Source organism: Levilactobacillus cerevisiae, assembly GCF_003946245.1.
In the GTDB taxonomy this organism is placed as follows: domain Bacteria; phylum Bacillota; class Bacilli; order Lactobacillales; family Lactobacillaceae; genus Levilactobacillus; species Levilactobacillus cerevisiae.
In genome coordinates this window covers 62,849-88,963 of record NZ_RHNN01000006.1, presented here as the reverse complement: position 1 = coordinate 88,963, position 26,115 = coordinate 62,849, and the positions used below count along the sequence as shown (strand labels likewise).

The window sequence follows — 26,115 nt, the reverse complement described above, 5'->3', positions numbered from 1 at the left end:
TTGATTACAGCATTTTCAGTTTTCTAGCCGGGACGCCGCCGACCAACGTGTTTGCTGGGACATCCTTGGTGACCACGGCACCGGCCGCAACTACCACGTTATCGCCAATCGTCACGCCGGGCATGATGGCCACCTTGCCACCGATCCAAACGTCATTGCCGATGGTGACTGGTGTTGCCTGCGCCAGATACTCTCGCCGACCGGTTGGCGTCAGGGGATGATTGACCGTGTAAATATCCACATTGGGCCCAATCATCACGTGGCTACCAATCGTCACCGGCGCAATGTCTAAGATGGTGAGATTGTAATTACTCAAGAAGTCCTCGCCAACGTGGATGTTCTGGCCGTTATCGCAGTTGAACGTGGCCTGAACGGAAACCCACTCACCGTGACTGCCCAAGATTTCCTTGATTTTAGCCGTCTGAGCGGCGGGATCAGTGGCTGGAATCGCGTTGAACTCCTGACACAGCTTTGCGGCTTGGGCCTTTCGTGCGGCCACCTCGTCGTCTAGAAAATGGTAAGGCTCGCCGGCTGCTAATTTTTGTAGCTCTGTTTTTGCCATTGTCTTTCACCTCGCGTTTAGCTTAACACTTAGAGCTGGCTGTCAGTCAAGGACGCCAAAAAATCCGGTCAGCCAAGACGCAGCGACCGGATTTTCATTTACTTTAACTTAAGCAATCCACCCACCAACGCTCAGGACACTGACCCTACCGGCCGGCGTGACCTTCACCTGGTACGTGTACCCCTGAATGTCAAAGTCCGATTGGGCCTTGAACGTCAGGTTCGTGGTTGTTTGGGTCATCGCTACGGACTGCTTGACCTTGCCCGCTGATGTGCGCGTCGTTAGTTTGACCGCCTTGCCGTCCTTAAAATCATAGACGGCCGTGGTACTGTTTTGCTTCAACAGGGCCACCCGTTGGACTTGGCCATTCTTCAATGCCACGCCAACCTTGACGTGACCGGCCTTATCCACCGTGGTCAACGCCGTCGTGTCGGCTGTCAAATTCCGGTTCAGCTCTCGTTTCAAGAGATCCGGATATTGGCCGCGGATGACCGCGCTCTGTGGCAACCAGCCAATCGCCTTGCCAGCCGCCGTTTCAAAGTACAAATAGCGCTTTTTACTGGTGGTCGTCAACGATTGAATCGCGTAGATTGTCTGGTAGCCGTACGTGTGGCCGTAATGGTTCGCCGCCGTCTTCCCCAAAGACTTGGCGGGCATGTTCCAAAAATCAGTTGTGGTGGTTGGCGTCCAGTAAGCGGTTTTCTTCATGGCCTTCATTTGCGCAATCTGTTGGTGATACTTCAGCTTGCTCAGGGCCACGTAACCGCCGACCAAGGTTGTCTTGGTCTTGGTGGCATTTGGGACAATGGTGCCGTGTGGCAACGCTTTGGCGCTAACCAAAGCGAGCCGCACGTAGCGTTTGCCCTTCACGGTGACCACCTTATCGACCGTCCACTTCTTAGTCGTGCTTTGGTCGGCCCCTAACACATCGCTGTGCTGGTAGGCCGCCCGCGGATAACTGTAAACTTTGGTGCCCTTCGTCTTAAACGTAAAGACCCGCTGCTTCGGATACGCCGGTAACGTGACTTTCTTGGCTGCGCGGGCAGTTGTCACGCCGCCCCACAAACACAGTCCCACACTGCTGGCCAAGATGAATTTCATCCACTTCATGGTTGTCTCCTCCTAGTCTATCCTCAACTTTTCACCACTCACTCTTTTTCTAGCGGCAATCAATTAGCCGCCAAGAGTCTGGGACAAAACCCCAGACTCACCTTGTGTCTCCAAAGCTATATTGTCGAAACGTGCGACAATATGCAGCGGGTTCCGCTTAAACCTGATAGCCAAATAATCCCAACCCGGGATTATCCGGCTATCAGCCTTAATGCTCACCAGCTAACCGCCTTTTGTCCCACTCTCTATTTTGTTACAGGTTTTGACCCTTTTCCCAAGCCGTCTTGGATAACAACAAGCCGTGTTTAACCAGGTCGTCGAACAGTTGGTGGGTTCGTTTGGAAATCTCACCCGCCGTTTCGGCATTGCTCTTGGTCAGGAAGGCTGTCGCGTCGCCCGTGATGCTGGCGTCGGTCGCTGCGACCCGAGAACGAGCATAGGACTGGCAACCTTCGCGGAAGGCGTTAACGGCTTCGACATACTCGTGGAAATGGGGTTCAATAATCACGGACAAGGTCTTATTCAACCAGTAAACGTTCTCGACATCAACTGAAGTCGTCGTGTTCTGGTAATCAACCGGCGTGTCGTCGATGTTCGTGAAGAATGGCACGTAAGGTGCGTAGGCGAAGAAGCCCATGGCGATCCACTGAATGGCGGCGTGATCGGCCGGTACATCGTTTCTAATTTGCAAAATGGAGGAACACTGATTCCGGTCCATCGCGATTGGCCGGTACTTCTTCTGGTCATCGGCTGAGCCGGAAGCGTAGGTGCCAAATGGATCGTACGGCGTGCCGTTGTAGTGTGAGCTCAAGAAGAACTGCACATCCTCAATCGCCAACTTCTTAGCGGGCACGCGGGTAAATGGCATGTCCTGGTCGGTTGGCTGTTGATCCGTAATTTCTGGATTGAATAACTTTTGGCCGTACCAGGTCCGCGGCGTGTTGTAGTACGCATCATCTTCACCGTGCGTGCCGAAGATTTCGCGGAAGTTAAAGGTGCCAGGCGTGGGGTTCAAATGGTTCTTTTCAACAAAGTCGACCAGGTCAGTCGCAACCAAGAAGTTGTCACTGTCGTTGAGGTCAACCTCTTGCATCAACGTCTGGTTAGGCGCGATGGCGTAAGTATTTTCTGGCAAACGCATGGCTGCCCAGTGATGACCACCGGCCGTCTCCAGGTACCAAATTTCATCATGATCGTTGAAGGCAATGCTGTTGCTCTCACCGGTGCCGTATTTTTCAAGCAGCGCACCCAAGCGTTGGGCACCCTCCTTGGCAGTCTTGATGTATGGCAAAACCAGGGTGACCATGGCTTCTTCGTTAATCCCATCGTCAACCAGTGGGTCGTAACCCAGAACGCGGGCGTTGGTCGCCGTGGTTTCGGTGGCACTCATGCCGACGTTTAATTCATTGATGCCGGCTTCTTCGTACTGGCCATCACTCTGGTCAGCCTGGGGCGTGCCGGTGTAGCGCAAAGCATGATCGGGTAAGGGAACGTTAACGCCCGTGGTAATTGACGTGAACGTGGCACCCGGTTGGTCCGTTGCTGGGTGGACCACAAACTTAATTGGATTGATGGGGCCGTAACCATCCTCGTTACGTGCCACAATGGTGGAACCGTCCATACTGGCGGCCTTACCCACTAAAATCTCGGTACAATCGGAACTTTTCTTCAACATTTTATGTTCCGCCCCCTTTTCTACCAGTATAGGATTATCGGGTGCTAAGGGCTAGGGGTTTCGCTAAATATTCCTAGATTGTGTCCCTCAAGGTATAAGGGAAGCCGGTAGTTAACCACAACAATGCCAATAGCTTAGTCTTCTACCTCTGCTATGTCGGTGGGTTATACCTACGTTGTCGTTTTCAGCGTCGTACAGCCAACTATAAAAAAAGAGTCTGGGATAAATCCCCAGACTCACGTTGTATCTCCAATGCTATATTGTTGAAACGTGCGACAAAAGGCAGCTGGCTCCGCTTAAAACTGATAGCCAAATAATCCAAGCCCGGGATTATCCGGCTATCAGCCTTAATGCTCACCAGCTAACCGCCTTTTATCCCACTCTCCCATTTAATTAACGCTTAATACTCACCATTTGGTACACGCAGACAGCGACGATCAGGACCCACCCAATCGTAAAGCCGATGACTAGCCACTCTGGCAAGCTATCGCGACTGAGGTCGACGAAGACCGCTGCGAGGAGCATGATGCCCACCGGTACCCAGTGAATTTTACGTTTCATTTCAACCACCCATCTTTAAACGCACGCCTGACAACAGCTTATTAAAAGTTGCGTTGCTCGCGAGTAACGGTACTAGCGTCGATGCGGTGACGGATGGCTTTCGCAATTTCTGTGACTACCAACACCACGATACCAGCTACAATTGGGATTCCCCAACCATAGACAAAGTTGACGGACGTGGTGTGGAAGACACCCTGCATGGCTGGCCAGTAAATAATCACAGCTTGCAGCACCAGCAAGAGCCCCACAATCGCGAAGCTCATCTTATTTCTGAAGAAGTATTTCGACAGCACGGGATGGTCATTTTGCAGGTTGAACAGATAGAAAATCTTGCCGAAGATGATCACGTTTAGCGTCATGGTACTCCCGATGACGGCGGAGAGACCCTGGCCCGTTAAGAGGTCGTAGGCAAACATCCCCAACCCAGAGATCAGTAGCGACACGTAGGTGACTTCGAAAATATCCAGCTTGGACAAGATTCCCCGGGTGACATCCCGTGGTCCCCGCTTCATGATGCCACTTTCGGCGGGTTCGAAGATGAAGGCAAATTGAATCGTCAAGGCGGACACCATGTTAATCCACAACAGTTGTGTGGGGAACAGGGGCAACTCTTGATCCATCAAAATACTGAGGACCACAATCAATCCTTCGGCGAAACTGGTTGGCAGTAAGAACCGAATCGTCTTCCGAATGTTATCGAAGACGTGCCGGCCTTCCCGCACAGCGCTTAAGATTGAGGTGAAGTCGTCGTCCGCCAACACCATGTCGGCGGAATCCTTGGCAACGTCGGTTCCCCGAATTCCCATGGCGACCCCAATGTCGGCTTGCTTCAAGGCAGGCGCATCGTTGACCCCATCACCGGTCATGGAAACCACGTGACCACGAGACTGTTGGGCCTTCACGATCCGCAATTTGTCAGCAGGTGTCGTCCGGGCAAACACGGTGTACTTGTCAATCTGAGCGGCCAGTTCGGCATCACTCAATTGCGCCAGTTCGGGACCGGTAATGGCCTTGGCCTGTTCGGACAGGTTCAGCTGTTGGGCGATAGCCGCGGCTGTTTCCGGGTCATCCCCGGTAATCATTTTAACTTTAATTCCGGCGTACCGTAATTGCCGCACGGCATCGGCCACTCCAGGACGTGGGGGGTCGATGATGCCGGCCATTCCGGCTAAATGGAAGTTCTGACCGACCGCGATATCGTCGACTTCATCGGCGTCGGCGGCTACGGGTTGGTACCCCAAGGCCACCACCCGTTTCCCCTGTTGCGTCAATTCAGACAACCGAGCTTGCCAAGCGGCTTCGTCCACGGTTTCACCCTGATCGGCCATCAAGCGCGTTAACGTTTGGGGCGCTCCCTTGACCAGCAGGTAGCGTTGGCCGCGGTGATCGACGAGTCGCGCCGAGTAGCGGATGGCGGAATCAAACGGTAGCGAATCAATTTCTTGGGGTGCCGGGTCCGTGCCGACCATCTTGTGGTAGAGCGCCGTTAACGCCCCATCGGTGGGTTCCCCGGTCAAGACCCACTGGCCATCTTCCTCATGGAATTCGGCATCGGAGGTCTGGCCGGCAATTTGGACCAGCCATTCCAAATCACTGTCAGCCTGCCAATCAACTTCTTGGCCCTCGTCATTTTGAATGTGGCCGGCCGCGTCGTAACCCACACCAGACACGGTATAGGTATCCTGCGGCGTCAAAATGTCGGTCACGGTCATTTCATTTTTAGTTAACGTCCCGGTTTTATCGGTGTTAACGATGTCGACGGCCCCCAGTGTTTCCACGGCAGGCAGCGTCTTAACGATAATATTTTGCTTGGTCATCGCCTGGGTTCCCATGGCAAGGACCACCGACGTGCTGGCCGGCAGACCTTCAGGCATGGACCCAACGACCATCGTGATTACGGCAATCAACAGGGTTGGTAAACTGTAGACGTGGGTGATCATCCCCAAGATAAATAACAGGACGGCCGCAATTAGAATGGCAATGGATAAACCCAAGCCTAAACTGTTCAAGTTTTTCATTAATGGTGTCGTCTGTTGCTTAACCTCGGCAACATTTTGCTGGATATGACCAATCTCGGTTTGGGTCCCGGTAACGGTCACGATTCCCCGGCCAGACCCATTGGTAACGGCGGTGGAGGCAAAGGCCTGGTTGGTCCGTTCGGCTAGCGCCAGGTCGGCCACGTCCAAGGGATCCTCCCCCTTTTCCACGGAATCCGTTTCACCGGTCAAGGCGGACTCTTGGATTTTTAAGTTATCCGCGTCGATCAATCGGAGGTCAGCGGGGACGGTATCCCCGGCTTCCAACTGGACGATGTCTCCGGTCACCAGCTCGCGCGCCGGCAACGTAATCTTCTGGCCGTCACGAATGACGACGGCCTCGGAAACCAGTAAAGCCTTGATGCGGTCCAAAGCGTTATCCGCTGAACGTTCCTGGAAATAGCCGATAAAGGCGTTCGCAATGATCACCAGGCCGATAACAATGGAATCGGAGTAGTGATGCATGAAAAACGTCATCAGGGCAGCCGCCGCCAGGATGTAGATGATGGAGTTGTTAAATTGCTTCAAGAAACGCAGTAAATTCGACTGTTTCTTGGCGGTCAACTCGTTGGGGCCATTTTGCTTCAGCCGCGCTTGGGCCTCGGCAGTGGTCAGGCCGGCATCTTTATCCGTGGCAAAGTCGACAAGTAAGGACTCAGTCGAACGTTGCCATAGGGGCGACTGCTGGCTGGGTCCAGGGTCAGTGGTTTCAGCTTCGGTGGGGGTACTAACGGGTTCTTTTGAGTCTTTAGGCATGTAAATAAATCTTCCTTTCTATTTGAAAAAATTCAGCTTAGCGGTCAGGAATTGGGAATGCAGCATACGGTTGGTGCAAGGCGTCCACCTCCAAATCTCATTTTTAGTTAATTAATTTTACCAAGTTTTCATGAAAATTGCATCCCATTAGGTTCGATTGCAACATACTTTTAATAATAGGCTAAAATGATAACGGTCACAATCAAACAAACTATTTTGATTAGCGGTAGAAATCAGCTACCATAACCAGTGAGGCACACAACTATTTTTGCCGGCTGATGCGCTTGACGGAAGTCCCTTTTCCCCGAATTAGTAGACAAACAAAGAAGGATGATTTGCATGAAAGCTTGGACGATTACGGGGCCTGCACCCCACACCTTGGATGACCTTACCCTAACCGATGTTCCCGAACCCACCCCCAGCGCCGATGAAGTGAAAGTTTACGTACGGGCCGTTGGCTTGAACCCGGCGGACTATAAGGTTATCGCAGATAGCACCACGACGGCACCGCGGGTCGTGGGCATGGACTGTGCCGGTGAAATTGTGGCAGTGGGCGCACACGTGACGGACTGGGCGGTCGGTGACCGGGTCATGTACCACGGCGATCTCCGCCGAGCCGGGAGTCTCGCAGAGTTTACGGTCACCACGCCGTTAAGTCTGGCGCCCATTCCCAGCAACGTGAGCTTTGAACTGGCGGCTGCCAGTCTGTGTGGCACATTGACGGCTTACCAGGCCCTGTATCGCAAGGCCAACCTGTCCGAATTACCAACGGTGCTCATTCACGCTGGTGGCGGGGCCGTGGGGATAGCCGCCCTACAATTCGCCCATGACCTGCATTTGAAAACCATTACCACGACCTCGGCGCGCAAACGGCCCTTGATTGAAAAGGTGGGTGCCGACGTGATTATCGACTACCACCAAGAAGACGTGACGGCCGCGGTCATGAAAGCAACGGATGGAAAGGGTGTTGGTCTGAGCATCAACACCATTGGGGGCGCAGAACTCGCCGCCGATGTCGACCGCATGGCTTACAACGGCCAAATTATTGCGATTGGCGACGGCATGCCGGCTGATTTAGACCTAGACAGCAAGGCCCTGGGCATCACCCGCTCCGCGCTAGGTGGCGTCTACCACTCGAACAATTCCCAAGAGATTGCCGACCTCGGTTTCATGGCCGGTGTCGTGGGCCAGAAGCTAGCCGTGGGTGAATTCGACCCCATCGTTGACCGGATTTTGCCCTTTGATGATGCCGCTGAGGGGCTAAAGATCTTACAGCGCGGTGAAAACTTAGGAAAATTAGTCATTCAAATTCAAAGCTAGTAAAAAGTCCGCAATCGTTGGCGTTCAACGGTTACGGACTTTTTAGATGGTACTATTTTGGCGGTACCCTTTAATGCGTGACGACGGTGAAGTTGGTCTGTGGTCGACCGGTCACAACGGGATGTGCCTTAAAATACTGACTGATCAGCTCTGCCATGTCGACATTAATCTCCCGAATGACCTTAGCGGCAGAAAACATGGGATAGTCACCACCGCCGTTGCCCCGGTACTGATTCATGGCAACCTCTAACGTTTGTGTCGGTTGGACCGCAACCCCGTGGTACGTCAATTGGGTCACTCGCTGGCCTACCGGTTGGGTGACATCAAACTGATACGACAGACCGCTGTACACGTCGTAATTGTACAGGGCTAACTTGGGACTAGTGAACGCCCTGGCCACGCCAACTTTTCCCTGATTGACCGCAAAGAAACTGGCACAGCGCTCCAGGGCGTTGCGCAACTCACGGCCGGTCACCCGCTCCACAACCAACGTATTAGGATACGGATAACTGTTGAGGAGTTGCCGGCGCGTCGTGTGACTGGCCAGGCCGCGAACATCGTCGTTGAAGAGGGCCGTCGCGGCAATGTCGACGCCACCCGCCGCCATTTCGACTTCATTCACAAATTGCAAATATGGATGTCCCTGTAGGCGTGCCATCATGGGGTCACTTACGGTTAAGGAGGCCCCGGTCAACTCACCAATTGGTTCGTCCAACCAGTCCTCGACCCGGGTCTTCACCCGTGCCGCGATGTGGCTTAACTGCTGATCAGGGTCTGCGTTGGCCGTGCTTAACAGCTTGGCCGTCTGACCGACAACCTGCTTGTGCGCATCTAAGGTCAGTTCAATCAGCCCCACGGCTGCACCCTTTTCGCCGGGTTGCGTCGTGGGGACGCCCTGATAGACCCCCGCAATCTGGCGGTGTTGGTGCCCGGTAACCAGCGCATCGATGCTCGGAACGGCCGTAAGTAAGCGATAGCCCTCATTTTCCCCGGTTAGTCGTTCGGTCGGCGCGCCCGTCTCCAGGTCAGCCTCAAACCCACCATGGTAGGCAACAATCACCACGTCGGCTTGCTCGCGCAATTGCGGCACTAACCGCTGCGCCGTTGCCACGGCTGAGGTGAATTCTAACCCGGCGACGTGCTCCGCGCGTTCCCAGACCGGAACGTATGCCGTGGTCAGGCCAAGAATCGCGATCTTCACGCCGTGTTTCTCAATGATTTGGTACGGCGCGTCAAGAAGTCCTTGCGCCATACCGCCACTGATGTTGGCGCCCAGCAACGGGTAGTTACGTTGGCTTTCGGCCTGGCGAATATAGGCTTGGCCGTAGTTAAACTCATGATTACCCAACACACCGGCGTCGTAGTGTAGTGCGGCCGTGAGTGCGGTGAATAAGGATTGGTCTGGTGACGGTGCCTGGGCTAGAAAACTTGCTAGCGGAGAGCCTTGAATCCAATCCCCATTTTCAATCGTGACAACAATCTCATCGGCCGTCGCCTCCGCTTGAATTTGGCGAATCACCGTGGCCGCCTTTAACATACCAAATGCCTGGTCATCCTGGCGATCACGGTAGTTGGTCGGATACACGTACCCGTGGACATCACTGGTGGAGAGAATTTTCACTTTCATTGTTAAATTAGCCTCTTCCGCAACTGTTCGGATAACGTATCAATTAAGAGCACCATCAACACGATTCCTAACAGAATAATCCCGACCTTAGGCCAGTTCCGGGTCTGAATCGCAAAAATCATGGGCGTTCCAATCCCACCGGCCCCGACCATCCCGAGGATGGAAGCGGACCGAACGGCTATTTCAAAACGATACAGCGTGTAGGAAAAGAATTCTGGCATGATCGTGGGAACTGTTGCCAAAGCAAAGACTTGCCCTGCTCGGCCACCAGCACTGACGATGGCCTCTTCAGACCCACGATCCATATTCTCAATGGCCTCACTAAACAGTTTCCCCAGCATCCCAATGGAATGGATGCTAACGGCCAAGACCCCCGCGTAGGAGCCCGGTCCAACGGCCTTGATGAACATAATTGCCAGCACAATTTCCGGGAAGGTCCGAATCAAAGTCAGCACGACCTTGCCACTGCCAGAACGGAGGAAAAAGTGCTCATGCGTCCCCCGTGCCGCCCAGAAGGCAAAGGGCACACTGATGACTGCCGAAACAATCGTCCCCAGAAAGGCAATCGCCAACGTTTGTAAAATCAACGAGGTCAGGTCTTCACCCGTCCCATCGTAGACGTAGGACCACTGGGGGTGGGCTAACCCGGCCGCAATCGACCGGGAGACAGTGCCCGCGGACTCTTGGAGGCCGGTAAACTTCAAGCCGTTAACCGTCCAATAATAGAGCCCACCGATGACGACGACCCAAATGAGCCAGTTCCAACGTTGCCAGAGGGTGCGGTGCGACTTTTCAATTAAAGTTGTCGTCATCATTAGAGCAGCACCCGCCTTAAGTGGTTACTAACGCCGTCAATCACCAAGACCACGGCCAACGTTGCCAGAATGATGACAGCCGTTTGACTGTAATTGAACTCGTTGAGCGACCGCTGTAGAAAGACCCCAATCCCACCGGCTCCTAGGTATCCCAGCACGGTCGATGCTCGCACGTTGATTTCTAACGTGTATAGAAAATAGCTGACAAATTGATTGAGAATCTGTGGGAGCACGGCGAACCAAATGATGGTGATCTTACTAGCACCGACTGACTCCAAGGCCTCTAGCGGCCCCATATCAATGGCCTCAATCACTTCATAGAACAATTTGGAGACCATCCCAAACGAGAAGATGGCCAACGTGACGACCCCCGCGGTGGAGCCAATGCCAAAGACGGCAACGAAAATTGCGGCCAGTAACAGATCCGGTAATGTTCGTACCAAATCCAAAAATAGCCGGGTCACGCCCCGTAAAAAGCGGTTGTGAATCAGGTTGCTCGCGCTCAATACGGCAAAGGGGATAGCAAACGCAGCCCCAATCGTGGTCCCTAGAATCGCCATCTGAATGGTTTCCAGTAATGGGCGGATAATTACCGCGGTATAGGACCAGGTGGGTGAAGACATCCGGACTAACAGATTTAGAAATTGACCAAAATTGCTGAAGAACATGCCGACATCAACTCCGGTCATCCGTGAAGATGCCACTAATAGAACCAGTAAAATACCGGTTCCCACCAAGCCCTTAACGTGCCACCGCTGGCTCCACGAGCGGCGAGGAATTTCTGGTAACATCATGCTTTTTCCGCCTCCGCTACGTAGATTTCATTCAAATCTGCTTCGGTAACCTCGGCAATGGGCCGATCATAGACTAGCTCACCCGCGCGCAAGCCAATAATTCGGTCCGCATACTGTCGCGCTAACGGGACCGAATGGAGATTCACAATCACCGTGATATTATCCTCACGGTTCAGTCGCTGGAGCGTATCCATGACCGTCTTGGTCGTTAAGGGATCCAGTGAGGCCACGGGTTCGTCGGCCAAAATAACTTTGGGTTCCTGCATGAGTGTCCGCGCAATCGCGACCCGTTGCTGTTGCCCACCGGATAATTCGTCCGCGCGGGTGTAGATCTTATCAGCCAGTTGAACGCGCTGGAGCGCACGGACTGCCATTTCACGATCTGCCTTGGTAAACAGGCCACAGATTGTCTTCCAGGTTGGGTAGTAGCTCACCCGACCGGACAGCACGTTACGCTCCACGCTGGACCGATTGATCAAATTGAAGCCTTGAAAAATCATGCCAATTTTCCGTCGCAACAGGCGGAGCGACTGGCCCTTGTAGTCGCTGATGGTTTCGTCTTCAATCGTGATCTCCCCGGACGTAATCTCATGCATCCGGTTGATGGTGCGGAGTAACGTGCTCTTCCCCGCCCCCGATAAGCCTACAACCACCAAGAACTGGCCGCGCAGAATATCAAAATTAATGTCCTTCAAACCGACTGTGCCGTTGCTATAAATTTTGTTGACCTCTTTAAACGAGATGATTGGTGCTGGTTTCATTCTGTTAGTTCCCCCATAAAAAAGTAGCAAGGTGCTAAACGCGCTTCCTCACTACTTCTCCCATTCTGCCTGTATTCAACTAATAATTATGCGGTTAACGTGCTATTTATCCAGCTGCTTGGCTTGCTTGTCGTACTGCCGGATAACATTAAAGTTGCTGTCCTTGGAATCGACATAGCCTTGATGGGAGTACACGCTAGAGATAATATCGTGACCTTGCTTCGTCTTAGCGATGGCTTTGAAGGCATTAGAAATCTTCTTTTGCCACTTGTCGCTCATGTCGCCCCGTGCCGTGATGGTATCGTTAGGAATCTTGCCGGTTGTGTAGATGGGCACAACTTTGCTCATGATATCCTTTTGATCTTTCATCACGATGTTGCGGGCACCTTGGAAGACAAAGGCCGCGTCCGTGTTCTTGTTGTAAACTGACAGGACACCTTGGTCATGCCCTTTGACCGTGACCGTTTGGATGCCCGACTTATTAATGTTGACACCGTGCTCCAACATTTCAACGGCAGGGAAGATCCAACCAGCAGTCGATGTGGTATCTTGCACGGCAATCTTCTTGCCCTTCAAATCTTTGATTGACTTGATACCGCTGTCCTTACGCACTAAAATTTGTGAACGGTAGAAGTTGACCAGTTCTTTGGAGGCCTTGTCATCAGGTTCAGTAACCCCGTAGCGTTGCGCCTGCAATAGTACTTTGTCACCATATTGTTTGTGCGCCAAGACGTAGGCATCTGGCGGCAGGAAACCAATATCGACCTTCTTCGAGCCCATGGCTTCAACGATGGTGTTGTAATCGGTCGAAACGCTAACCGTGACTGGAATCCCTAATTCCTTCTTCAAGAGGCCTTCCAGTGGCTTGGCTTTAGCCTCAATGGTGCCGGCATTAGATGACGGCACAAATTCTACCGACAACTTTTTAGGCGTGTACGCTGCTGATTTGGACCCCGCACTGCTTGTCGCTTTCCCACACGCAGCTAGTGTTGTTGGCAAAATTAATAACGTTGCCATGATTAAGAGCAATTTCCCCTTACCCTTTAAATGCATCAAACTCACTCCTCAGAATATGTAATGGATTTCCTTAGCAAGTTCTAGTTTAGCAGAAAGGACGAACAAATCAATGATAATTAAATTTATAGTTCGTTATTAATAATATAATATTTGGTAAATCAACTAATTTCAACCTATAAGCTAGTAATTAAATGAACATTAGTCCGACTTTTCCGAACCCAACTCACCAATTGACGGAAAACAACCGGGTTCTCAGGAAATACTGAATCGCCAACCCAGTAAAATAAAATTTTTCCACGCAATATGAATGCGTTTTCTGTATAACCACCCGTTTTAACTACCACCTGTTGCCATTTATTTCAACACTCATTTGCATTCATTCATAATATGTCACGTCATTAAAACGTCTCAGTAAAATTGTAATATTACAAATCACCAAATTCGCCCGCAAGCCTTGATTTCTCTGTTATAGTAAAGATGTCGTAAACAATTGCTTAACAAACTAACGACAAACTAAAGCTTTTTTGGTAACAGCGATTAAGGTACCCGGAAAATGCCTTAACTCTGTCTGTCCCCAATTGAATAATTAACCTGCTTGAATCAGACTAAATCCCAGTTCGATTCAATCGGGTTAATTTTTTTGTCTAAAACGACAGGTGCTCAGAAATGAGCAAAAGCGGACGCCCGGTAACGCGGACGCCCGGTAACGCGGACGTCCGCTTTTTAGATTGCTTACAACTCGTATTTTGTCGGCTAGGGACCTTGTCAGCGTGCTTTAAGCTAATTTCACACCACCCACCAGCGATCTTCCAGCGGCCAATACAGAAAGCCTAGCCGGTAAACGCGAATGGCCATGGTATTTTGATTCGTTAATGGGTAGCCGCTCTCTCCCAGCAGTGCCGGTTCAGCAACTGCTGGCTTGACCGGATCATAACCGATGTACTGGTCACTCTTCAAGTTGCTCCGATCCGCCGTATACGTGCTGACCACTGCCGGATACGGGGAGTGGTAGCCCGCCACGTACAGTCGAGCACTCGCTTGTGGTGACAGCAGGCAGAGCAAGGTCAGGGCACTCAAAATACCGGCCATCCAGGTCGTTGACCGGCCGAAGGGACACTTCAGTTTAGCCGTCGCCAACACCCAGCCGGTAAACAACGTGAGGCCGGGCAGAATACCGGCCGCGTACCCACTTAAAAATTGACTGGACAAAACAGTTAGCGTCACTAAGGCCGCCGTAATCTGGCCCCAGCCGCCCGAGAAGGCCGCAAACGCCCCCAGAATCAGTGCCCAGGGTGCCAGTAACAACACGCCTTCTCCCAGCAAAATACTGATTGGCCAGCCCGAGGCGCCATTGCCCGCGTTCAGTGCGACCCACCCCACTGTCCGCAACCACCAAAATCCATAAAAGCCAACCATTATCGCACATCGTTGCCAAATTTTTCCGCGTTTTATCATTCGCTCATCTCCGCTGATTACTCGTGGTACGTATTCAGTCCCGTTAAGGTCGTCGCTAACTGCTGCAACACCTGTAACAGCGCCACGCGATCAGCATTCGTGTAGTCTTTTAATTTATCACGCAGAGCGGCTTCACGGGCGACCTTGATCTGCAACAAAGCCCGCTGGCCCTGAGGACTCAACGCTACCTGCCGAATCCGCTGATCACGCCGCTCGACCTCCACGAGCCATCCTGCTGTGACCAACTTATCGACCTGCCGACTGATAGACGAATGATTCCGCCCAATCTGGTTGGCCAGTTCGCCAATACTGATTTCCGGTTGGTGACCGACCCGCACAATAATGGGCAAAGCGGCCGGTTCCAGGGGAATATTGGCTTGCTGTAACAACTGACGATCCTGTTGTGGCTGATTAAAAAACGTCACGATCTCAAATAGTGCTTCAAAAATTTCATTATCCATGTTGCTATTATACCAGAACGGTGCTAAGATGTGTGCATATTGCACGAATAAGTTTAAAGGGGAATTCACATGACGAAAAAAATTGGTTTAATTATCGGCTCCATCCGTCCCAGCCGAATCAGTCCCAGCATCGCCACCTGGTTACAAGAACACGTTGCCCACGAAGGCCTCAGCATTGATTTGATTGATCTGGCCAAAATCAATCTGCCCTTCCTGGATGAAGAAGCGATGCCTTCCGATGGCAATTACCAACTCGACCACACCAAGGCCTGGAGCCAGCTGATTCAAGGCTACGACGCCTTCATTTTATTATTTCCCCAATACAACTGGGGCTATCCCGCTCCCCTGAAAAATGCACTCGACACGCTCTACGCCGAATGGCGCGGCAAGTCCGTCAGCTTGGTTTCTTACGGCGGACACGGTGGTTTCCAGGCCGCATTGGGGATGCAACTCGTCGTCCGTGGCTTGAAAATGCCCATGCTGACGAACAACCTGCAAATCGACTTGAAACGGGACGCCCTGGATGAAGCTGGCCAATTCAAGGACCCCGAAGAAGCCCTGGCACCATACACGCTTGTTGCCGAACAATTGGGTGCAGAATTTGCTCACCGGTTGAACAACTAATCTAGTCACTGACATACGAAAACAGCGAATCTGGCCAACAAGACCAGGTTCGCTGTTCTTCTAAAGTTGACCCGCCCGTTGCAGACTGTCCACCGCCGCCAGCACGGCAGTTTGGGTGTCACTGACAGGTTGCCAGCCCAGGTCACGAGCGCGTTGATTGCTGACGCGATGGCCCAATTTCAAGGTTAAGTCGGCTTCACGAATTGCCTGGTTAAACGGTGCCAGCAGGTGAATCAGCCCATTTGGTAATAAGCGCTTGGGGAGCTTGCCCGCCAAGGCTGGTCGTTGCTGGCGAATCAGGTCGACCATCGCCTGCATGGAAATGGCGCCGTCCTCAATAGCTAAAAACCGCTTACCTGCCGCGCTGGGCGTGCTCATGGCCAACACGTGAATGGCCGCAACGTCGCGTACATCGGCCACGTTGACTGTCAAATTCGGTGTTGGCTGCCCATCCAGTAAGCGCGTGACCAGGCCAAAGCTGCTGGTCACGTGGTCGCCCAACGCCGGTCCCAGCATGGCGCCCGCGTTCACCGTGGCCAACTCTAAGGCCGGGTGTTCGGCAACAAAGTCCCAGGCCGTCCGTTCCGCAATCAATTTTGACTTTTCATAGGCCGATAGCCCCCGTTGGTCCACGGCGGTCCAATCATCCTCGGTGACGACGTGTTGCGCATCAAAATTGCTAAAGCCCACCGCACCCAGATTGGCGGTCATCACCACGCGCTGCACGCCGGCTGCCAATGCCGATTGTAAGATCCGCTTCGTCCCCACGGTGGCTGCGTTTTCGACGTTACCCGTCACGTGCTTATCGTTCACAAAGACGGGGGCGGCCACACTCATGACAGCTGTCACGCCTTGCATGGCAGCCGCCCATCCAGCGTCACTGGTCAAGTCCGCCGCCGCGAAGGTGAGCTGGTCTAAATGGTCGGTTCCCGCCGCCCGCAAAGTTTGTTGTACACCGGCTGCCTTGTCCAATGACCGTAACGTGGCCCGAACGGCATAACCCTGCGCCAATAATTTTTGAATGATGTGGAGCGCCAGAAAGCCATTACCACCGGTTACTAAAACTGTTTTTTGCATATGATCTTCTCCTCACTTGTCAGAACGCTGTTGTTTGAATATAATGAGTCTAAACCCTAGACATAACTCTAGGGCAAGCGATCGGAGGAAAAAATTTTGACCTATACGATTAAAGAGGTGGCTGAGAAGACTGACCTCTCCATTTACACCCTCAGATTCTACGACAAACAGGGGTTGTTGCCATTTGTCAGTCGAAATCCCTCTGGCTATCGGGCGTTTACCGACGGCGACCTCCACCTACTCCACACAATCTGTTGCCTGAAGGATACGGGTATGAAGATCACTGACATTCGCCAGTACATTGCCTACGTCATGCAGGGCACCAGTTCCATTGATCAGCGAAAATCCCTCCTGCAGGCCCACCGCCAGGCCATTTTAGCCAAGCAAGCAGCGATTGCTAAGAATCTACAAGAGATCGACATGAAGCTCAACATGTACGCATCCCCCGCAGCCGAAGAGCTGGTCGGCCAAGAGCTCGCGGTTGCGCAAGCCGAAAAGATTGCCAATGATTTGCCCAATCCCTTTCAAGTTGCCATGCGTGGCTCAGAAAATCATTAGACTGGATTAAGTGTGCCGGGATTTCCGACACGTACTTCGTCGACCTAAATTTGCAAACAAAAATACCCCGGATGCCAATTGACGGCTTCCGGGGTATTTCCATTTAACAGTCGCTTAATTCACGGCCAGCTCGTCGCGCAGAGCGGTCATCGTCACAAAGTCATCGGTGAAAATACCCGCCACACCTTTGCGGAACAATTCTTTCGCGAGCGCCGGATCGTCAACGGTCCAAATCCGCTCGGCGACGGGCACATCTGCTTGATAGTGGCTCAGATGCAGCCCATCCAAGTGTTCACTGGCAACGAAGGCCCCGGCATTGACGACCGGCTTGCCCGTCAACCAACAGTACGACTCGTTGGGTGCTAGCTGTTGACATGTCTTTAGCGTGGGTAAATGGAACGAGGAGAAAATGACGGGATGCTTTAACGGTGTCGCGTGAACCATCCCCATCACAATTTTCTCAATATTTGGATACTGAATCTTATCGGTCTTGAATTCTAGATTTAATTGCACGTCATGCGTGCCAACCAAGGTCAAGAACTCGGCCAACGTGGGAATCGGTTCATTTTCAGCTAAATGAAATTGCCGCAACTCGGCTAACGTGTAATCATTAATTAACCCTTTGCCGTCACTGGTTCGATCAATGTGTTCATCATGCATGATGACTGGCACCTGATCCTTGGTCAAATGGACATCGAATTCCAATCCATCAATTCCATGGTCCAAAGCGTAGGCAAATCCCGCTAAACTGTTTTCTGGAAACTTGGCCGGATAGCCGCGATGGCCAAACACTAACGTTTTCACTGTCATTTTACCGCTCCCTACGAACTCATTTCTCTCTTAATACCGGTTGCCATACCGAACACTCAGTAACCGTTTGCGCGGTTATTCCCTTGAATGTAGGTATTCATTGACTTCTCAGCCGTTGCTAGCGACTTATTGATGTCACTCCCATTATAAATCTGTTCCATGGCGGTTTGGGTTAAGTTTCTCTCTTGAATCAACCCTTGCAGGAAAATCCCAGAATTGGTCTGGTTTGGCGTCGCAGCCCGGAGCTGTTCACCAGGCACCTTCGTCGCTGGCAACTTCTTGTAGAGGTTCTGCAAGACAGCTTCCTTCTGCGAGTCGGTGTTCAACGCCAGATAACCAGTGGCCACTTGCCATTCGGCTTGGCTCTTCGCCGTCATCAGGTACTTGATAAATTCCCAAGCCCCGCGTTGCACGTTACTGGTTTTATCATTGGAAATCCAAAGTGAAGCGCCCCCGATAGCGACCCCATTACTCTTTTGACCGTCTGGATGTGGATAGTAGGTAATTCCCAGCTTATCTGGGTTACCCGTTGTCAGTTGCCCAATTGACGCGGAACTCTGCATGAACATCCCCAGTCGACCGGAAAGGAAGCTAGCGGTTTCGTTGTTCTGTGCGTTGGCCCCGGCACCGTAATTGACGAAGACGCCCTTCTTCAGGTTGTCCTGGATCCACTTCATGGTGTTGACGGTGGCGGCATTCGTGAAGTTGACCGCAGTTGGTGTCCCCGCGTGCCCATCTTCTTGGTTCGCCAAAGAGACACCAGAATTCGCCATAAACTGTTCAAACAACCAGCCGTAAATTTCGACCGTCATCCCTTGAACCTTTTTGTGGGAGCGCTCGGTTAACTGCGTCGCTACCCGAGTAATATCACTGTAAGACGGGTTAACGGGCGGTGGCGTAATCTTGTACTTCTTCAACAGTGTTGCGTTGTAGTACAGGACTGGTTGTGACGTGTTAAACGGCATCGAGAGTTGCGTTCCCTTGTTGGCGTAAAAGGCCCGCGCACCAGGCGCAATCTTGCTGACGTCATAATGATCTTCGTCAATAAACTTTTGCACGGGCGTGGTATAGCCTGTGTGATAAATCTGACTGGTCGAGATATCCATTGATTGGAAGACCGCCGGCGAGGCATCGGTCCCATGCGTGTTGATGATCTTTTGAACCGCTTCGTTGTAGGTCCCTTCAAACTCTGGGACCACCTCGTATTTCGTTTGGGACTTGTTAAATTCCTTCACGAACGTATTGAGTTGGGCTTGCGCTGGCCCGGTCATTTCGTTCCAGAAGACGACCTTTGTGCGCTTGGTCCCTTGGGCTTGAGCGGTCGGTTTACTCAGAATTGACCAGCCGGCAAACACCGCAATCAGCGCCAGCAAGACGCCACCTAAAATCCATAAACGCTTATGAGAGTCAGAGTGTGTTGTCATTTTGTGGCCCCCTCATTTAACCCGTTCTTGAAGTAATGTTGCCCCACGAATAGCACAATTAGCGTGGGGACAACCACAATCACCGCACTGGCTTGAATCATGCCCCAGTTGTTAAACGTTTCCTGCGATTGTAGTTGCCGCAAACCGTCTTGCACGGGACGGAACTTGTCGCTAAACGTGGTCAGCATTGGCCAGAGATATTGGTTCCAGCTTTCCAAGAAGCTGTAGGCCGCCAGCGTAAACAGACTAATTCGGGCATACGGCAAGGTGACCCGCCAGTAAAATTGCCAGTGGTTCAAGCCTTCAACGTCGGCGGCTTCCTTTAATTCGGGTGGAATCTGGCGGAAGGCCTGGCGCAACATGAAAATACCAAAGGCTGAAGTCAAGAATGGAATCACCATGACGGCGTAGTTGTTCAGTAGGTTTAGCTTCCGGACCGTCGCAAAGTTTGGAATGACTTCCGCTTCAAACGGTAGCATCATGGTTGCTAAGATCAGGTAAAACAAGAGGTCGCGGCCCTTGAATTTCAGGAAAACAAAGGCGTACGCGCCCAACGAGCAGAACAACAGTTGCGCCGCCATCGTCAGCGTGGAAATCACAAAACTGTTGAGTAAGTAACGTAGGATGGCCGTTTGCTTCACGGCTTCGGCATAGTTGGCAAAGGAAATGTGGGTGCTCCACAGGGCGCCCTTGGCAATATCAGCCGTCGGTAACAGGCTGGTCCAGAAACCTAAGAGGAACGGCCCGAGGATGATCACGGCCAGCAAAATCAAGACCAAATAACGCAACGGCTTACGGGTTTTCGTCTGAATCATTAGTAGGTCACCCGCTTCTCTAAGAATTTAAATTGCAATAGCGTAAATAATGCGATGATGACCGCTAAGATAACGGATTCGGCACTAGCTAAGCCGTAGTTCCCGTTTAAAAAGGCATCCCGGTAGACTTGATAGACCATCAGGTTCGTGGCGTTGTTGGGACCCCCAGCCGTCATCAGGTCGATCAGACCGAAACTCTTAAACGCCCCAATCAGGGTCACCGTCGACGTGAAGAACAGCGTGGGCGAAATCATGGGAATCGTCACGTGGAAGAACTGGTAGCTCGGTGAGGCCCCTTCAATTGCAGCCGCCTCGTACAGGGGCTGCGGCACCATTTGGAGCGCACCAAAGAGAATCAGGAAGGTAAAGCCTAAGTTCATCCAGACCGTCGAAATAATCACGGCAATCATGGCTGGACCAGGCGTGGTGAGCCATTGAACCAGTGGCAAGTGTAAGAGGTTGCCAATCTGGTCAAACAGACCAACGGAGGGGCTGAAGATAAACAGCCAGAAGATGGCGGCAACGGAGACGGAAACCCCCATGGTTGCGGAAAAAATCGTCCGGAACCACTGAATCCCAGCGAGTTTGCGTACCGCCATTTGGGCCAGTAGGAGTCCTAGAATTAAGGTGAAGGCGACGACGCCAATCACGTAGACCGCAGTGGCCTGTAAGCTGGCCTGATAGGCACTTGAGGTCAGTAAATTCACGTAATTTTGCAGGCCGATGAAGACGGTTGGTCGGCCCACATTGTCGGTTAAGAACAGACTGAGGTACAGGGTTCGGAGCATTGGATAGAAGACGAAGACTCCTAGAATCAGGAGTGAGGGTCCCAGAAAGGCTAGCGCGTACCATTTGTCATTCACGTGCAGGTTAAATCCCTTGGCTCCCGATTGTGGCAATGCTTTTGGCTTAAGCCCCGGCTTGGACGCCGGCGTGATCCCCTCTTGCATGGTTGAGTCCCCCTTCCACCATGAATTGTGCTTGGCCATCGTGGTCAAAAATGTAGGCCTGGCCGTCAATGGCGATCGACAGCCAATCCCCAACGTTATAGATTTCTTGGGCAGCGGCGACCAGTTCAATCGGCGTACCATCTGCCAGTTCGGCTTCTAAAATAATTTCAGATCCCAGGTACTCAACGGTCCGGACTTGCGCGTTCGGCTCGCCGGTTCCCTGCGGTAGGATTCGTAAGGCGTTAGGCCGGATACCCACCACGTATTCCGCAACGGGTAACGGCTGTTGAATCCCTAATTTGAGGGTGTTCGCCAACAGCAATTCCCGGTCAGCTTCAACGCGTGCCGGCAAGAGGTTCATCCGCGGCGTCCCAAAGAAACTAGCCACAAAGGTGTTGGCTGGACGATTGTAAATGTCTAACGGCGTCCCAATCTGCTGAATCTCATGATTGTGGAGCACCATGATGTGGTCGGCCATGGTCATCGCTTCTACTTGATCATGGGTGACGTAGATGACGGTTAACCCCAACTCCTGTTGGAGGTTCCGGAGTTCGGTCCGCATCTTGATTCGCAGCTGGGCGTCCAAGTTGGACAGGGGTTCGTCCATCAAGCAGACCTTGGCGTCGCTGGCAATCGCTCGGGCTAACGCCACCCGTTGGCGTTGCCCACCAGAGAGGTCCCGCGGCTTACGATCCTTGAATTCATCTAGGTTAACTAAGTTGATGGCCTTTTCGACCCGTTCCTTAACTTCATCCGCCGGAAACTTGCGGGCCTTGAGTCCAAACGCAACGTTGTCCGTCACTGATAGAAACGGAAATAACGCGTAGCTTTGGAAAACCATGGTCAGCTTCCGATCCTTAGGTGGTAAATTGGTGGCCACCTGATCGTCAATCTGTAATTCGCCAGCGGAAATGGGAATCAACCCCGCAATCATCCGTAACAGGGTACTTTTCCCGCACCCGGATGGCCCAACGATGGCAAAGAACTCGCCACTCTCGATGTGGGCACTGACATTTTCCAGCACCCAATTTCCCGCAGTATATTCTTTCCCTAAAGCTTTCAACTCAATCGACATTCTGACACTCCCCTTATTTGAGTATGATTTTAGTGTACGCGGCGAATGTAACGAGGTGATGTGGACCTTGTAAATAGTGTGTAAAGTCCAGCTGGTTTGCTCAGCATCGCATTTAGTCGGCGACGGACCGGAATGACGGCGTTTCCATAATTTTCCACATAAAAAAGTGACCGAAGAATGACACTGTTCCTTCGGTCACTTATTCAATTAACCTATCGTTCTAATCTGCTGGCCAAACGGCTTCCGCAACCTTCTTGACCAACGCCAACTTGGCCCACTGTTGGTCCTCCGTCAACACGTTGCCCTCTTCCGTTGAGGCAAACCCACACTGCGTGGAAATGGCCAGGTTCTCTAGTGGCACTTGCTTGGCAGCGTCCGCAATCCGGGCCTTCACCGCCGCCTCATCTTCCAGCTCTGGGAACTTGGACGTGATCAGTCCCAGCACCAAGCGCTTATGCGGGTCGTTGGCCCAAATCTTTTTCAACGGCGTGAAGCTGCCGGCCCGCTCGTTGTCGTATTCCAGGAACAGCCCGTCGTAGTGCAATTGCGCCAGGTAATCCGCGACGTCATCGTAGCTACCAGAGAACAGATACGTCGATTTGAAATTCCCCCGACAAATGTGGGTGGTCACCGTCAAATCTGCTGGCAAGCCTTCCAGCAGCGTATTGATCACGTGTACGGCGTCCTGCGCCAGGTTCACGTAGGTCTGGTGTGCCGTGGCGTCATCGGCCGTCTCGTTCAGTTTACTAATGAGGAACGCCCAAGTCGTATCATCCAGCTGAAGGTACCGGCACCCTAGCTCATAAAAGTGTAAAATCGTTTCGTGATACGCCTTGGCCAGGTCATCCAGGTACGCATCCCAGGTCGGGTAAAACTCGTGCCAGTTGTCACTACGGTTGTCCCGGAACAACATGGTTGGTGACGGGATGGTTTGTTTGACTAGCACGCCCGCTGGCACCAGGCTCTGCAAGTACTGGAAACTCTCGAAGAAGGGATGGTCCGGGTTAAAGGCAATCTTGCCGACTAAATCAGCGTTGTCGGTCCGGGTCTTGCTGCCATGGAATTTATAACTTTGCTTGTAATCATAGTGGCCCACGCCGGTCAGTCCCCAGAGGAAATCGAGGTGCCACCAACTGCGATTGAACTCGCCGTCGGTTACGGCCTTCAGTCCCAAATCAATTTGCTTCTGTACCACCCGTTTCGTTTCAGCGTGGCGAATGGTTTTCAGCTGGTCAGCGTCAATAGCGCCTTGGGCGAACTCGGCGCGCGCCTTTTTCAAATCAGCCGGGCGTAACAGACTGCCGACGACATCGTAACGGTAAGGGTATTTCGTTTCAGTAGTAGTGGTCATAAGCATTTTCCTCCTAAATTTAAATACAGACTAAATCGTTCGACTGGCAACGTGAAGCGCTAGGTTTCGAGTTGCCAGTGACGCCGCAACGTGCACGGCCACGGCGTCAGGGGATTGGTCAACGGCCGTTTACCCGCCGCTGCCAGTCCAGCAATCTAGCCCACAATCTTCTTTCTAACGTCCGCCAAAGGAAACAAAAAAACGCGCTCATCCCCCAAACTAATTGCTTAGTTTAAGGGACGAACGCGCCGTTTTACCACCCTAATTCACAAAGCCCTCACAGACTTTGCCTCACCGGTACCCATTGATACCCGGAAAGTTAACGGTTCCTACCGACCAAGCAGCGTGAACCGCTTGATAGCTATCGGGAGCTCATCTTCATGGTTCGCCGCAGACCCGTTCGCACTCACTCGGGCTCACTGCACAACGACAACGCCACTACTCTTCTCCCAGCTTTATTTATGACAGACTAGTTAGAAATTAATGATAAGTTTAGGACTACTTCTCATTTCTGTCAAGGGGAAAGTTGCTTTTTGTTATTTTCGAATTCAAAAAAAACGCAAAAAATAATACGTATTTCACGAGCATTAATATGGACAAAATACGCATCATTTGTTATCCTTTTACCAATAAGAAAGGGGGGATGATATGCCAATTCGTCCTGCAAAGCTAGAAAAAGAGGTTCTCAGTGCTGGTTTCATTCGAGTTCCCTCTCGTGGTAAGGGAGGACACAGACGTTACCAGCATCCCGATGGTCGTACAACTGAGATTCCCTTTCACGGAGGGGAATTAAAGAAGGGAACCGAAAATAAGATTAGAAAGGACGCAGGTTTAAAATAGCCTGACTTGGCATATCAAACACTATGACGGATAAATTAGTCTACCCAATCATTGCTCAAGAGAATAATGATGAAGACGGACACTATTACGTTGGCTATTCTCCTAATATTCCTGGAATGGTCACCCAGGCCGACTCACTGGTTGAATTGGCCGTTAGTGCAGAAGATGCTATTGCAACAATGTTAGATGGAAAAAAGCTCCCAGAAGTTCAAGATCCTAAAACTTGGCACCTTCAAACCAATGAGTCAACTCTATATGTATCAGTTGATATGGACGCTTGGGCCGGTAAGAGTTCCAAGAAAGTTAAACGCTCAATTACAGTGCCTGAATATCTAAATGACATGGCAAAAAAACGAAAAATAAATGTTTCACGTTTAACAACGGATGCCCTTGAAGATATTTATAACTCCGTAGGAAACTAATATAAAAGAACGTGCGCATTTTTCTCGCCATACTAAAAGACCAGCATCCTCTAACAACAGAGAATGTTGGTCTTTTTTTACCGCTGATAAAGAGTACACTCTAACGGCCTTGAAGTAAAACTAATACTGCTACTATTTAAAAAAATTAGCTACACACCTGTAACAACAATGCTCATTCTCATCTTTCAACCGTCAGCTAATCTGTTGTCACAATCACCTGACCAAGTGGGCGGTCATATTTCATGATGTAGGCCTGTGCTGCTTGAATCTCATCAAGTTTAAAGACCTTTGCAACAGGAATTGTCAGGTGATTATCATGAATCAACTTGAACATTTCAGTGACAATTTCATCATTGATAGCCACGCCATCAAACGCCGTAGCGTATTTTCCACCCAGGCTTTCAAAGGGATCAAAATCTTCCCAAATCCATTTGCCAGCCAGCAAGCCAACCGTTGTAAAGTAACCGCCACGTTTAACGTGGGCCAATGAATCGCCGACAACTGAAGCACCAACCATGTCCAGTAAGCCGTCATATGCTTCATCGGTTTGCAGTTTACCATCTTGATCAATCACGACATCATCTGCACCCATATCTAACAACATCTGACGGCGCTCTTCTCGTCTTGTCGTCGACGTCACTTTTAGACCCATCGCCTTTGCCAAAACTAAGGCCGCCATGCCGACACCAGTCGTGCCACCACGAACCAACAGTGTTTGCCCAGCGTGCAACTTCGTGGTCTTCAAAGCACCAAATGCGGTATAAAATGTTTCCGGATAGTTGGCAAATTCAGCCCATGAACCAGCGAAATCAACCGGATAAATAATCTTATCGGGAACCAAGGCAAACTCTTCTTCACTGCCATCAAATGCCCGACCAAAGCCACCATTCACAACCATAATTCTTTGACCCTTGGTTAACTGACTATTCTTAGAAGGCTCTGAAACCTCACCAACGGCTTCAACGCCAATAACTCTCGGAAACTTGACCGATGGCGAGCCGCCCTCACGCGTTAAAACTTCATAACGATGGACAGCAAAAGCTTTGATATTGATCACCGATTGGTCATCCGTGGCCTTAGGCATTGGCCGTTCTTCAATCTGCAAGACTTCTGGTCCACCAGCTTTATTAACAACAACTGCTCTCATAATTATCTCCTCCACAATCGATAGATTTCTTAACTATTGACGATTAAATCCAGGCCTTGAGCTAACTCCAAA

At 51.5% G+C, this 26,115-nt stretch carries 25 protein-coding genes; 5 read left to right on the top strand and 20 right to left on the bottom strand.

What is annotated here, in order from left to right; all coding sequences use genetic code 11:
* Window positions 1–4: 4 nt before the first annotated feature.
* From EKM99_RS03875 to EKM99_RS03860, 5 genes are all read right to left on the bottom strand, one after another.
* On the bottom strand, window positions 5–562 hold the full coding sequence (locus EKM99_RS03875) for a sugar O-acetyltransferase (RefSeq protein WP_125581136.1): 558 nt from the start codon (window positions 560–562) through the stop codon (window positions 5–7).
* A gap of 108 nt (window positions 563–670) precedes the next feature.
* Window positions 671–1,672, bottom strand: coding sequence for a GW dipeptide domain-containing protein (locus tag EKM99_RS03870; RefSeq protein WP_125581134.1), 1,002 nt, complete (start codon window positions 1,670–1,672; stop codon window positions 671–673).
* Window positions 1,673–1,925: 253 nt separating this feature from the next.
* The gene (locus tag EKM99_RS03865) at window positions 1,926–3,344 is read right to left on the bottom strand and encodes a C69 family dipeptidase (RefSeq protein ID WP_125581232.1); all 1,419 of its coding nucleotides are present in this window, start codon (window positions 3,342–3,344) and stop codon (window positions 1,926–1,928) included.
* Window positions 3,345–3,740: 396 nt separating this feature from the next.
* The gene (locus tag EKM99_RS15750; protein WP_164511508.1) at window positions 3,741–3,908 is read right to left on the bottom strand and encodes a hypothetical protein; all 168 of its coding nucleotides are present in this window, start codon (window positions 3,906–3,908) and stop codon (window positions 3,741–3,743) included.
* Window positions 3,909–3,949: 41 nt separating this feature from the next.
* Entirely contained in the window at window positions 3,950–6,700 is a 2,751-nt protein-coding gene (locus EKM99_RS03860) for an HAD-IC family P-type ATPase (protein WP_125581132.1), read from the bottom strand.
* Between the two features lie 339 nt (window positions 6,701–7,039).
* Between EKM99_RS03860 and EKM99_RS03850 the strand changes: the two genes are divergently transcribed.
* Window positions 7,040–8,020, top strand: a complete 981-nt coding sequence (locus tag EKM99_RS03850) for a zinc-binding dehydrogenase (RefSeq protein WP_164511507.1) — start codon at window positions 7,040–7,042, stop codon at window positions 8,018–8,020.
* A gap of 70 nt (window positions 8,021–8,090) precedes the next feature.
* Here EKM99_RS03850 and EKM99_RS03845 read toward each other — a convergent pair whose 3' ends face one another.
* From EKM99_RS03845 to EKM99_RS03815, 7 genes are all read right to left on the bottom strand, one after another.
* Complete coding sequence (locus EKM99_RS03845; RefSeq protein WP_125581126.1) at window positions 8,091–9,647, bottom strand: bifunctional metallophosphatase/5'-nucleotidase; 1,557 nt, start codon at window positions 9,645–9,647, stop codon at window positions 8,091–8,093.
* 2 nt (window positions 9,648–9,649) lie between these two features.
* Window positions 9,650–10,462, bottom strand: a complete 813-nt coding sequence (gene phnE, locus EKM99_RS03840) for a phosphonate ABC transporter, permease protein PhnE (RefSeq protein WP_404819770.1) — start codon at window positions 10,460–10,462, stop codon at window positions 9,650–9,652.
* Complete coding sequence (phnE, locus tag EKM99_RS03835) at window positions 10,462–11,256, bottom strand: phosphonate ABC transporter, permease protein PhnE (protein WP_125581122.1); 795 nt, start codon at window positions 11,254–11,256, stop codon at window positions 10,462–10,464. The genes phnE (EKM99_RS03840) and phnE (EKM99_RS03835) overlap by 1 nt, the downstream gene beginning before the upstream one ends.
* Entirely contained in the window at window positions 11,253–12,017 is a 765-nt protein-coding gene (gene phnC / locus EKM99_RS03830; RefSeq protein ID WP_125581120.1) for a phosphonate ABC transporter ATP-binding protein, read from the bottom strand. Before phnC ends, phnE (EKM99_RS03835) begins: the two co-directional genes overlap by 4 nt.
* Before the next feature lie 102 nt (window positions 12,018–12,119).
* Window positions 12,120–13,070 (bottom strand): phosphate/phosphite/phosphonate ABC transporter substrate-binding protein, encoded by a 951-nt coding sequence (locus EKM99_RS03825; protein WP_125581118.1) that lies wholly within the window; start codon window positions 13,068–13,070, stop codon window positions 12,120–12,122.
* Window positions 13,071–13,820: 750 nt separating this feature from the next.
* Window positions 13,821–14,450, bottom strand: coding sequence for a hypothetical protein (locus EKM99_RS03820; protein WP_125581117.1), 630 nt, complete (start codon window positions 14,448–14,450; stop codon window positions 13,821–13,823).
* 56 nt (window positions 14,451–14,506) lie between these two features.
* The gene (locus EKM99_RS03815) at window positions 14,507–14,950 is read right to left on the bottom strand and encodes a MarR family winged helix-turn-helix transcriptional regulator (protein ID WP_225419774.1); all 444 of its coding nucleotides are present in this window, start codon (window positions 14,948–14,950) and stop codon (window positions 14,507–14,509) included.
* A 69-nt stretch (window positions 14,951–15,019) separates the two neighbouring features.
* Here EKM99_RS03815 and EKM99_RS03810 point away from each other — a divergent pair, with 69 nt between their 5' ends.
* Window positions 15,020–15,574: an NADPH-dependent FMN reductase gene (locus EKM99_RS03810; RefSeq protein ID WP_125581114.1), complete on the top strand. Its 555-nt coding sequence runs from the start codon at window positions 15,020–15,022 to the stop codon at window positions 15,572–15,574.
* Window positions 15,575–15,634: 60 nt separating this feature from the next.
* On the opposite strand, the gene EKM99_RS03805 is transcribed toward EKM99_RS03810, so the two are convergent.
* Window positions 15,635–16,651, bottom strand: a complete 1,017-nt coding sequence (locus EKM99_RS03805; RefSeq protein ID WP_125581112.1) for an NAD-dependent epimerase/dehydratase family protein — start codon at window positions 16,649–16,651, stop codon at window positions 15,635–15,637.
* A gap of 96 nt (window positions 16,652–16,747) precedes the next feature.
* Here EKM99_RS03805 and EKM99_RS03800 point away from each other — a divergent pair, with 96 nt between their 5' ends.
* Entirely contained in the window at window positions 16,748–17,209 is a 462-nt protein-coding gene (locus EKM99_RS03800) for a MerR family transcriptional regulator (protein WP_125581110.1), read from the top strand.
* A 114-nt stretch (window positions 17,210–17,323) separates the two neighbouring features.
* Here EKM99_RS03800 and EKM99_RS03795 read toward each other — a convergent pair whose 3' ends face one another.
* From EKM99_RS03795 to EKM99_RS03770, 6 genes are all read right to left on the bottom strand, one after another.
* Window positions 17,324–18,019, bottom strand: a complete 696-nt coding sequence (locus EKM99_RS03795; RefSeq protein ID WP_125581108.1) for a glycerophosphodiester phosphodiesterase — start codon at window positions 18,017–18,019, stop codon at window positions 17,324–17,326.
* Window positions 18,020–18,075: 56 nt separating this feature from the next.
* Entirely contained in the window at window positions 18,076–19,443 is a 1,368-nt protein-coding gene (locus tag EKM99_RS03790; RefSeq protein ID WP_125581106.1) for an ABC transporter substrate-binding protein, read from the bottom strand.
* The gene (locus EKM99_RS03785; RefSeq protein ID WP_125581104.1) at window positions 19,440–20,258 is read right to left on the bottom strand and encodes a carbohydrate ABC transporter permease; all 819 of its coding nucleotides are present in this window, start codon (window positions 20,256–20,258) and stop codon (window positions 19,440–19,442) included. Before EKM99_RS03785 ends, EKM99_RS03790 begins: the two co-directional genes overlap by 4 nt.
* Window positions 20,258–21,208 carry a carbohydrate ABC transporter permease gene (locus tag EKM99_RS03780; protein ID WP_125581102.1) on the bottom strand — a complete coding sequence of 317 codons (951 nt, stop codon included), beginning with the start codon at window positions 21,206–21,208 and terminating at the stop codon, window positions 20,258–20,260. The genes EKM99_RS03785 and EKM99_RS03780 overlap by 1 nt, the downstream gene beginning before the upstream one ends.
* On the bottom strand, window positions 21,168–22,283 hold the full coding sequence (locus tag EKM99_RS03775) for an ABC transporter ATP-binding protein (RefSeq protein WP_125581100.1): 1,116 nt from the start codon (window positions 22,281–22,283) through the stop codon (window positions 21,168–21,170). The genes EKM99_RS03780 and EKM99_RS03775 overlap by 41 nt, the downstream gene beginning before the upstream one ends.
* Before the next feature lie 220 nt (window positions 22,284–22,503).
* On the bottom strand, window positions 22,504–23,634 hold the full coding sequence (locus tag EKM99_RS03770) for a vitamin B12 independent methionine synthase (protein ID WP_125581098.1): 1,131 nt from the start codon (window positions 23,632–23,634) through the stop codon (window positions 22,504–22,506).
* Between the two features lie 648 nt (window positions 23,635–24,282).
* On the opposite strand from EKM99_RS03770, the gene EKM99_RS03765 reads away from it, so the two are divergent.
* Both EKM99_RS03765 and EKM99_RS03760 read left to right on the top strand, forming a co-directional pair.
* On the top strand, window positions 24,283–24,474 hold the full coding sequence (locus tag EKM99_RS03765; RefSeq protein ID WP_125581096.1) for a type II toxin-antitoxin system HicA family toxin: 192 nt from the start codon (window positions 24,283–24,285) through the stop codon (window positions 24,472–24,474).
* 23 nt (window positions 24,475–24,497) lie between these two features.
* A complete protein-coding gene (locus tag EKM99_RS03760) occupies window positions 24,498–24,896 on the top strand; it encodes a type II toxin-antitoxin system HicB family antitoxin (RefSeq protein ID WP_125581094.1) in 399 nt (132 codons plus the stop codon).
* A 196-nt stretch (window positions 24,897–25,092) separates the two neighbouring features.
* Here the strand turns inward: EKM99_RS03760 and EKM99_RS03755 are convergent, their stop codons facing one another.
* Entirely contained in the window at window positions 25,093–26,043 is a 951-nt protein-coding gene (locus tag EKM99_RS03755; protein ID WP_125581092.1) for a zinc-binding dehydrogenase, read from the bottom strand.
* Window positions 26,044–26,115 lie beyond the last annotated feature (72 nt).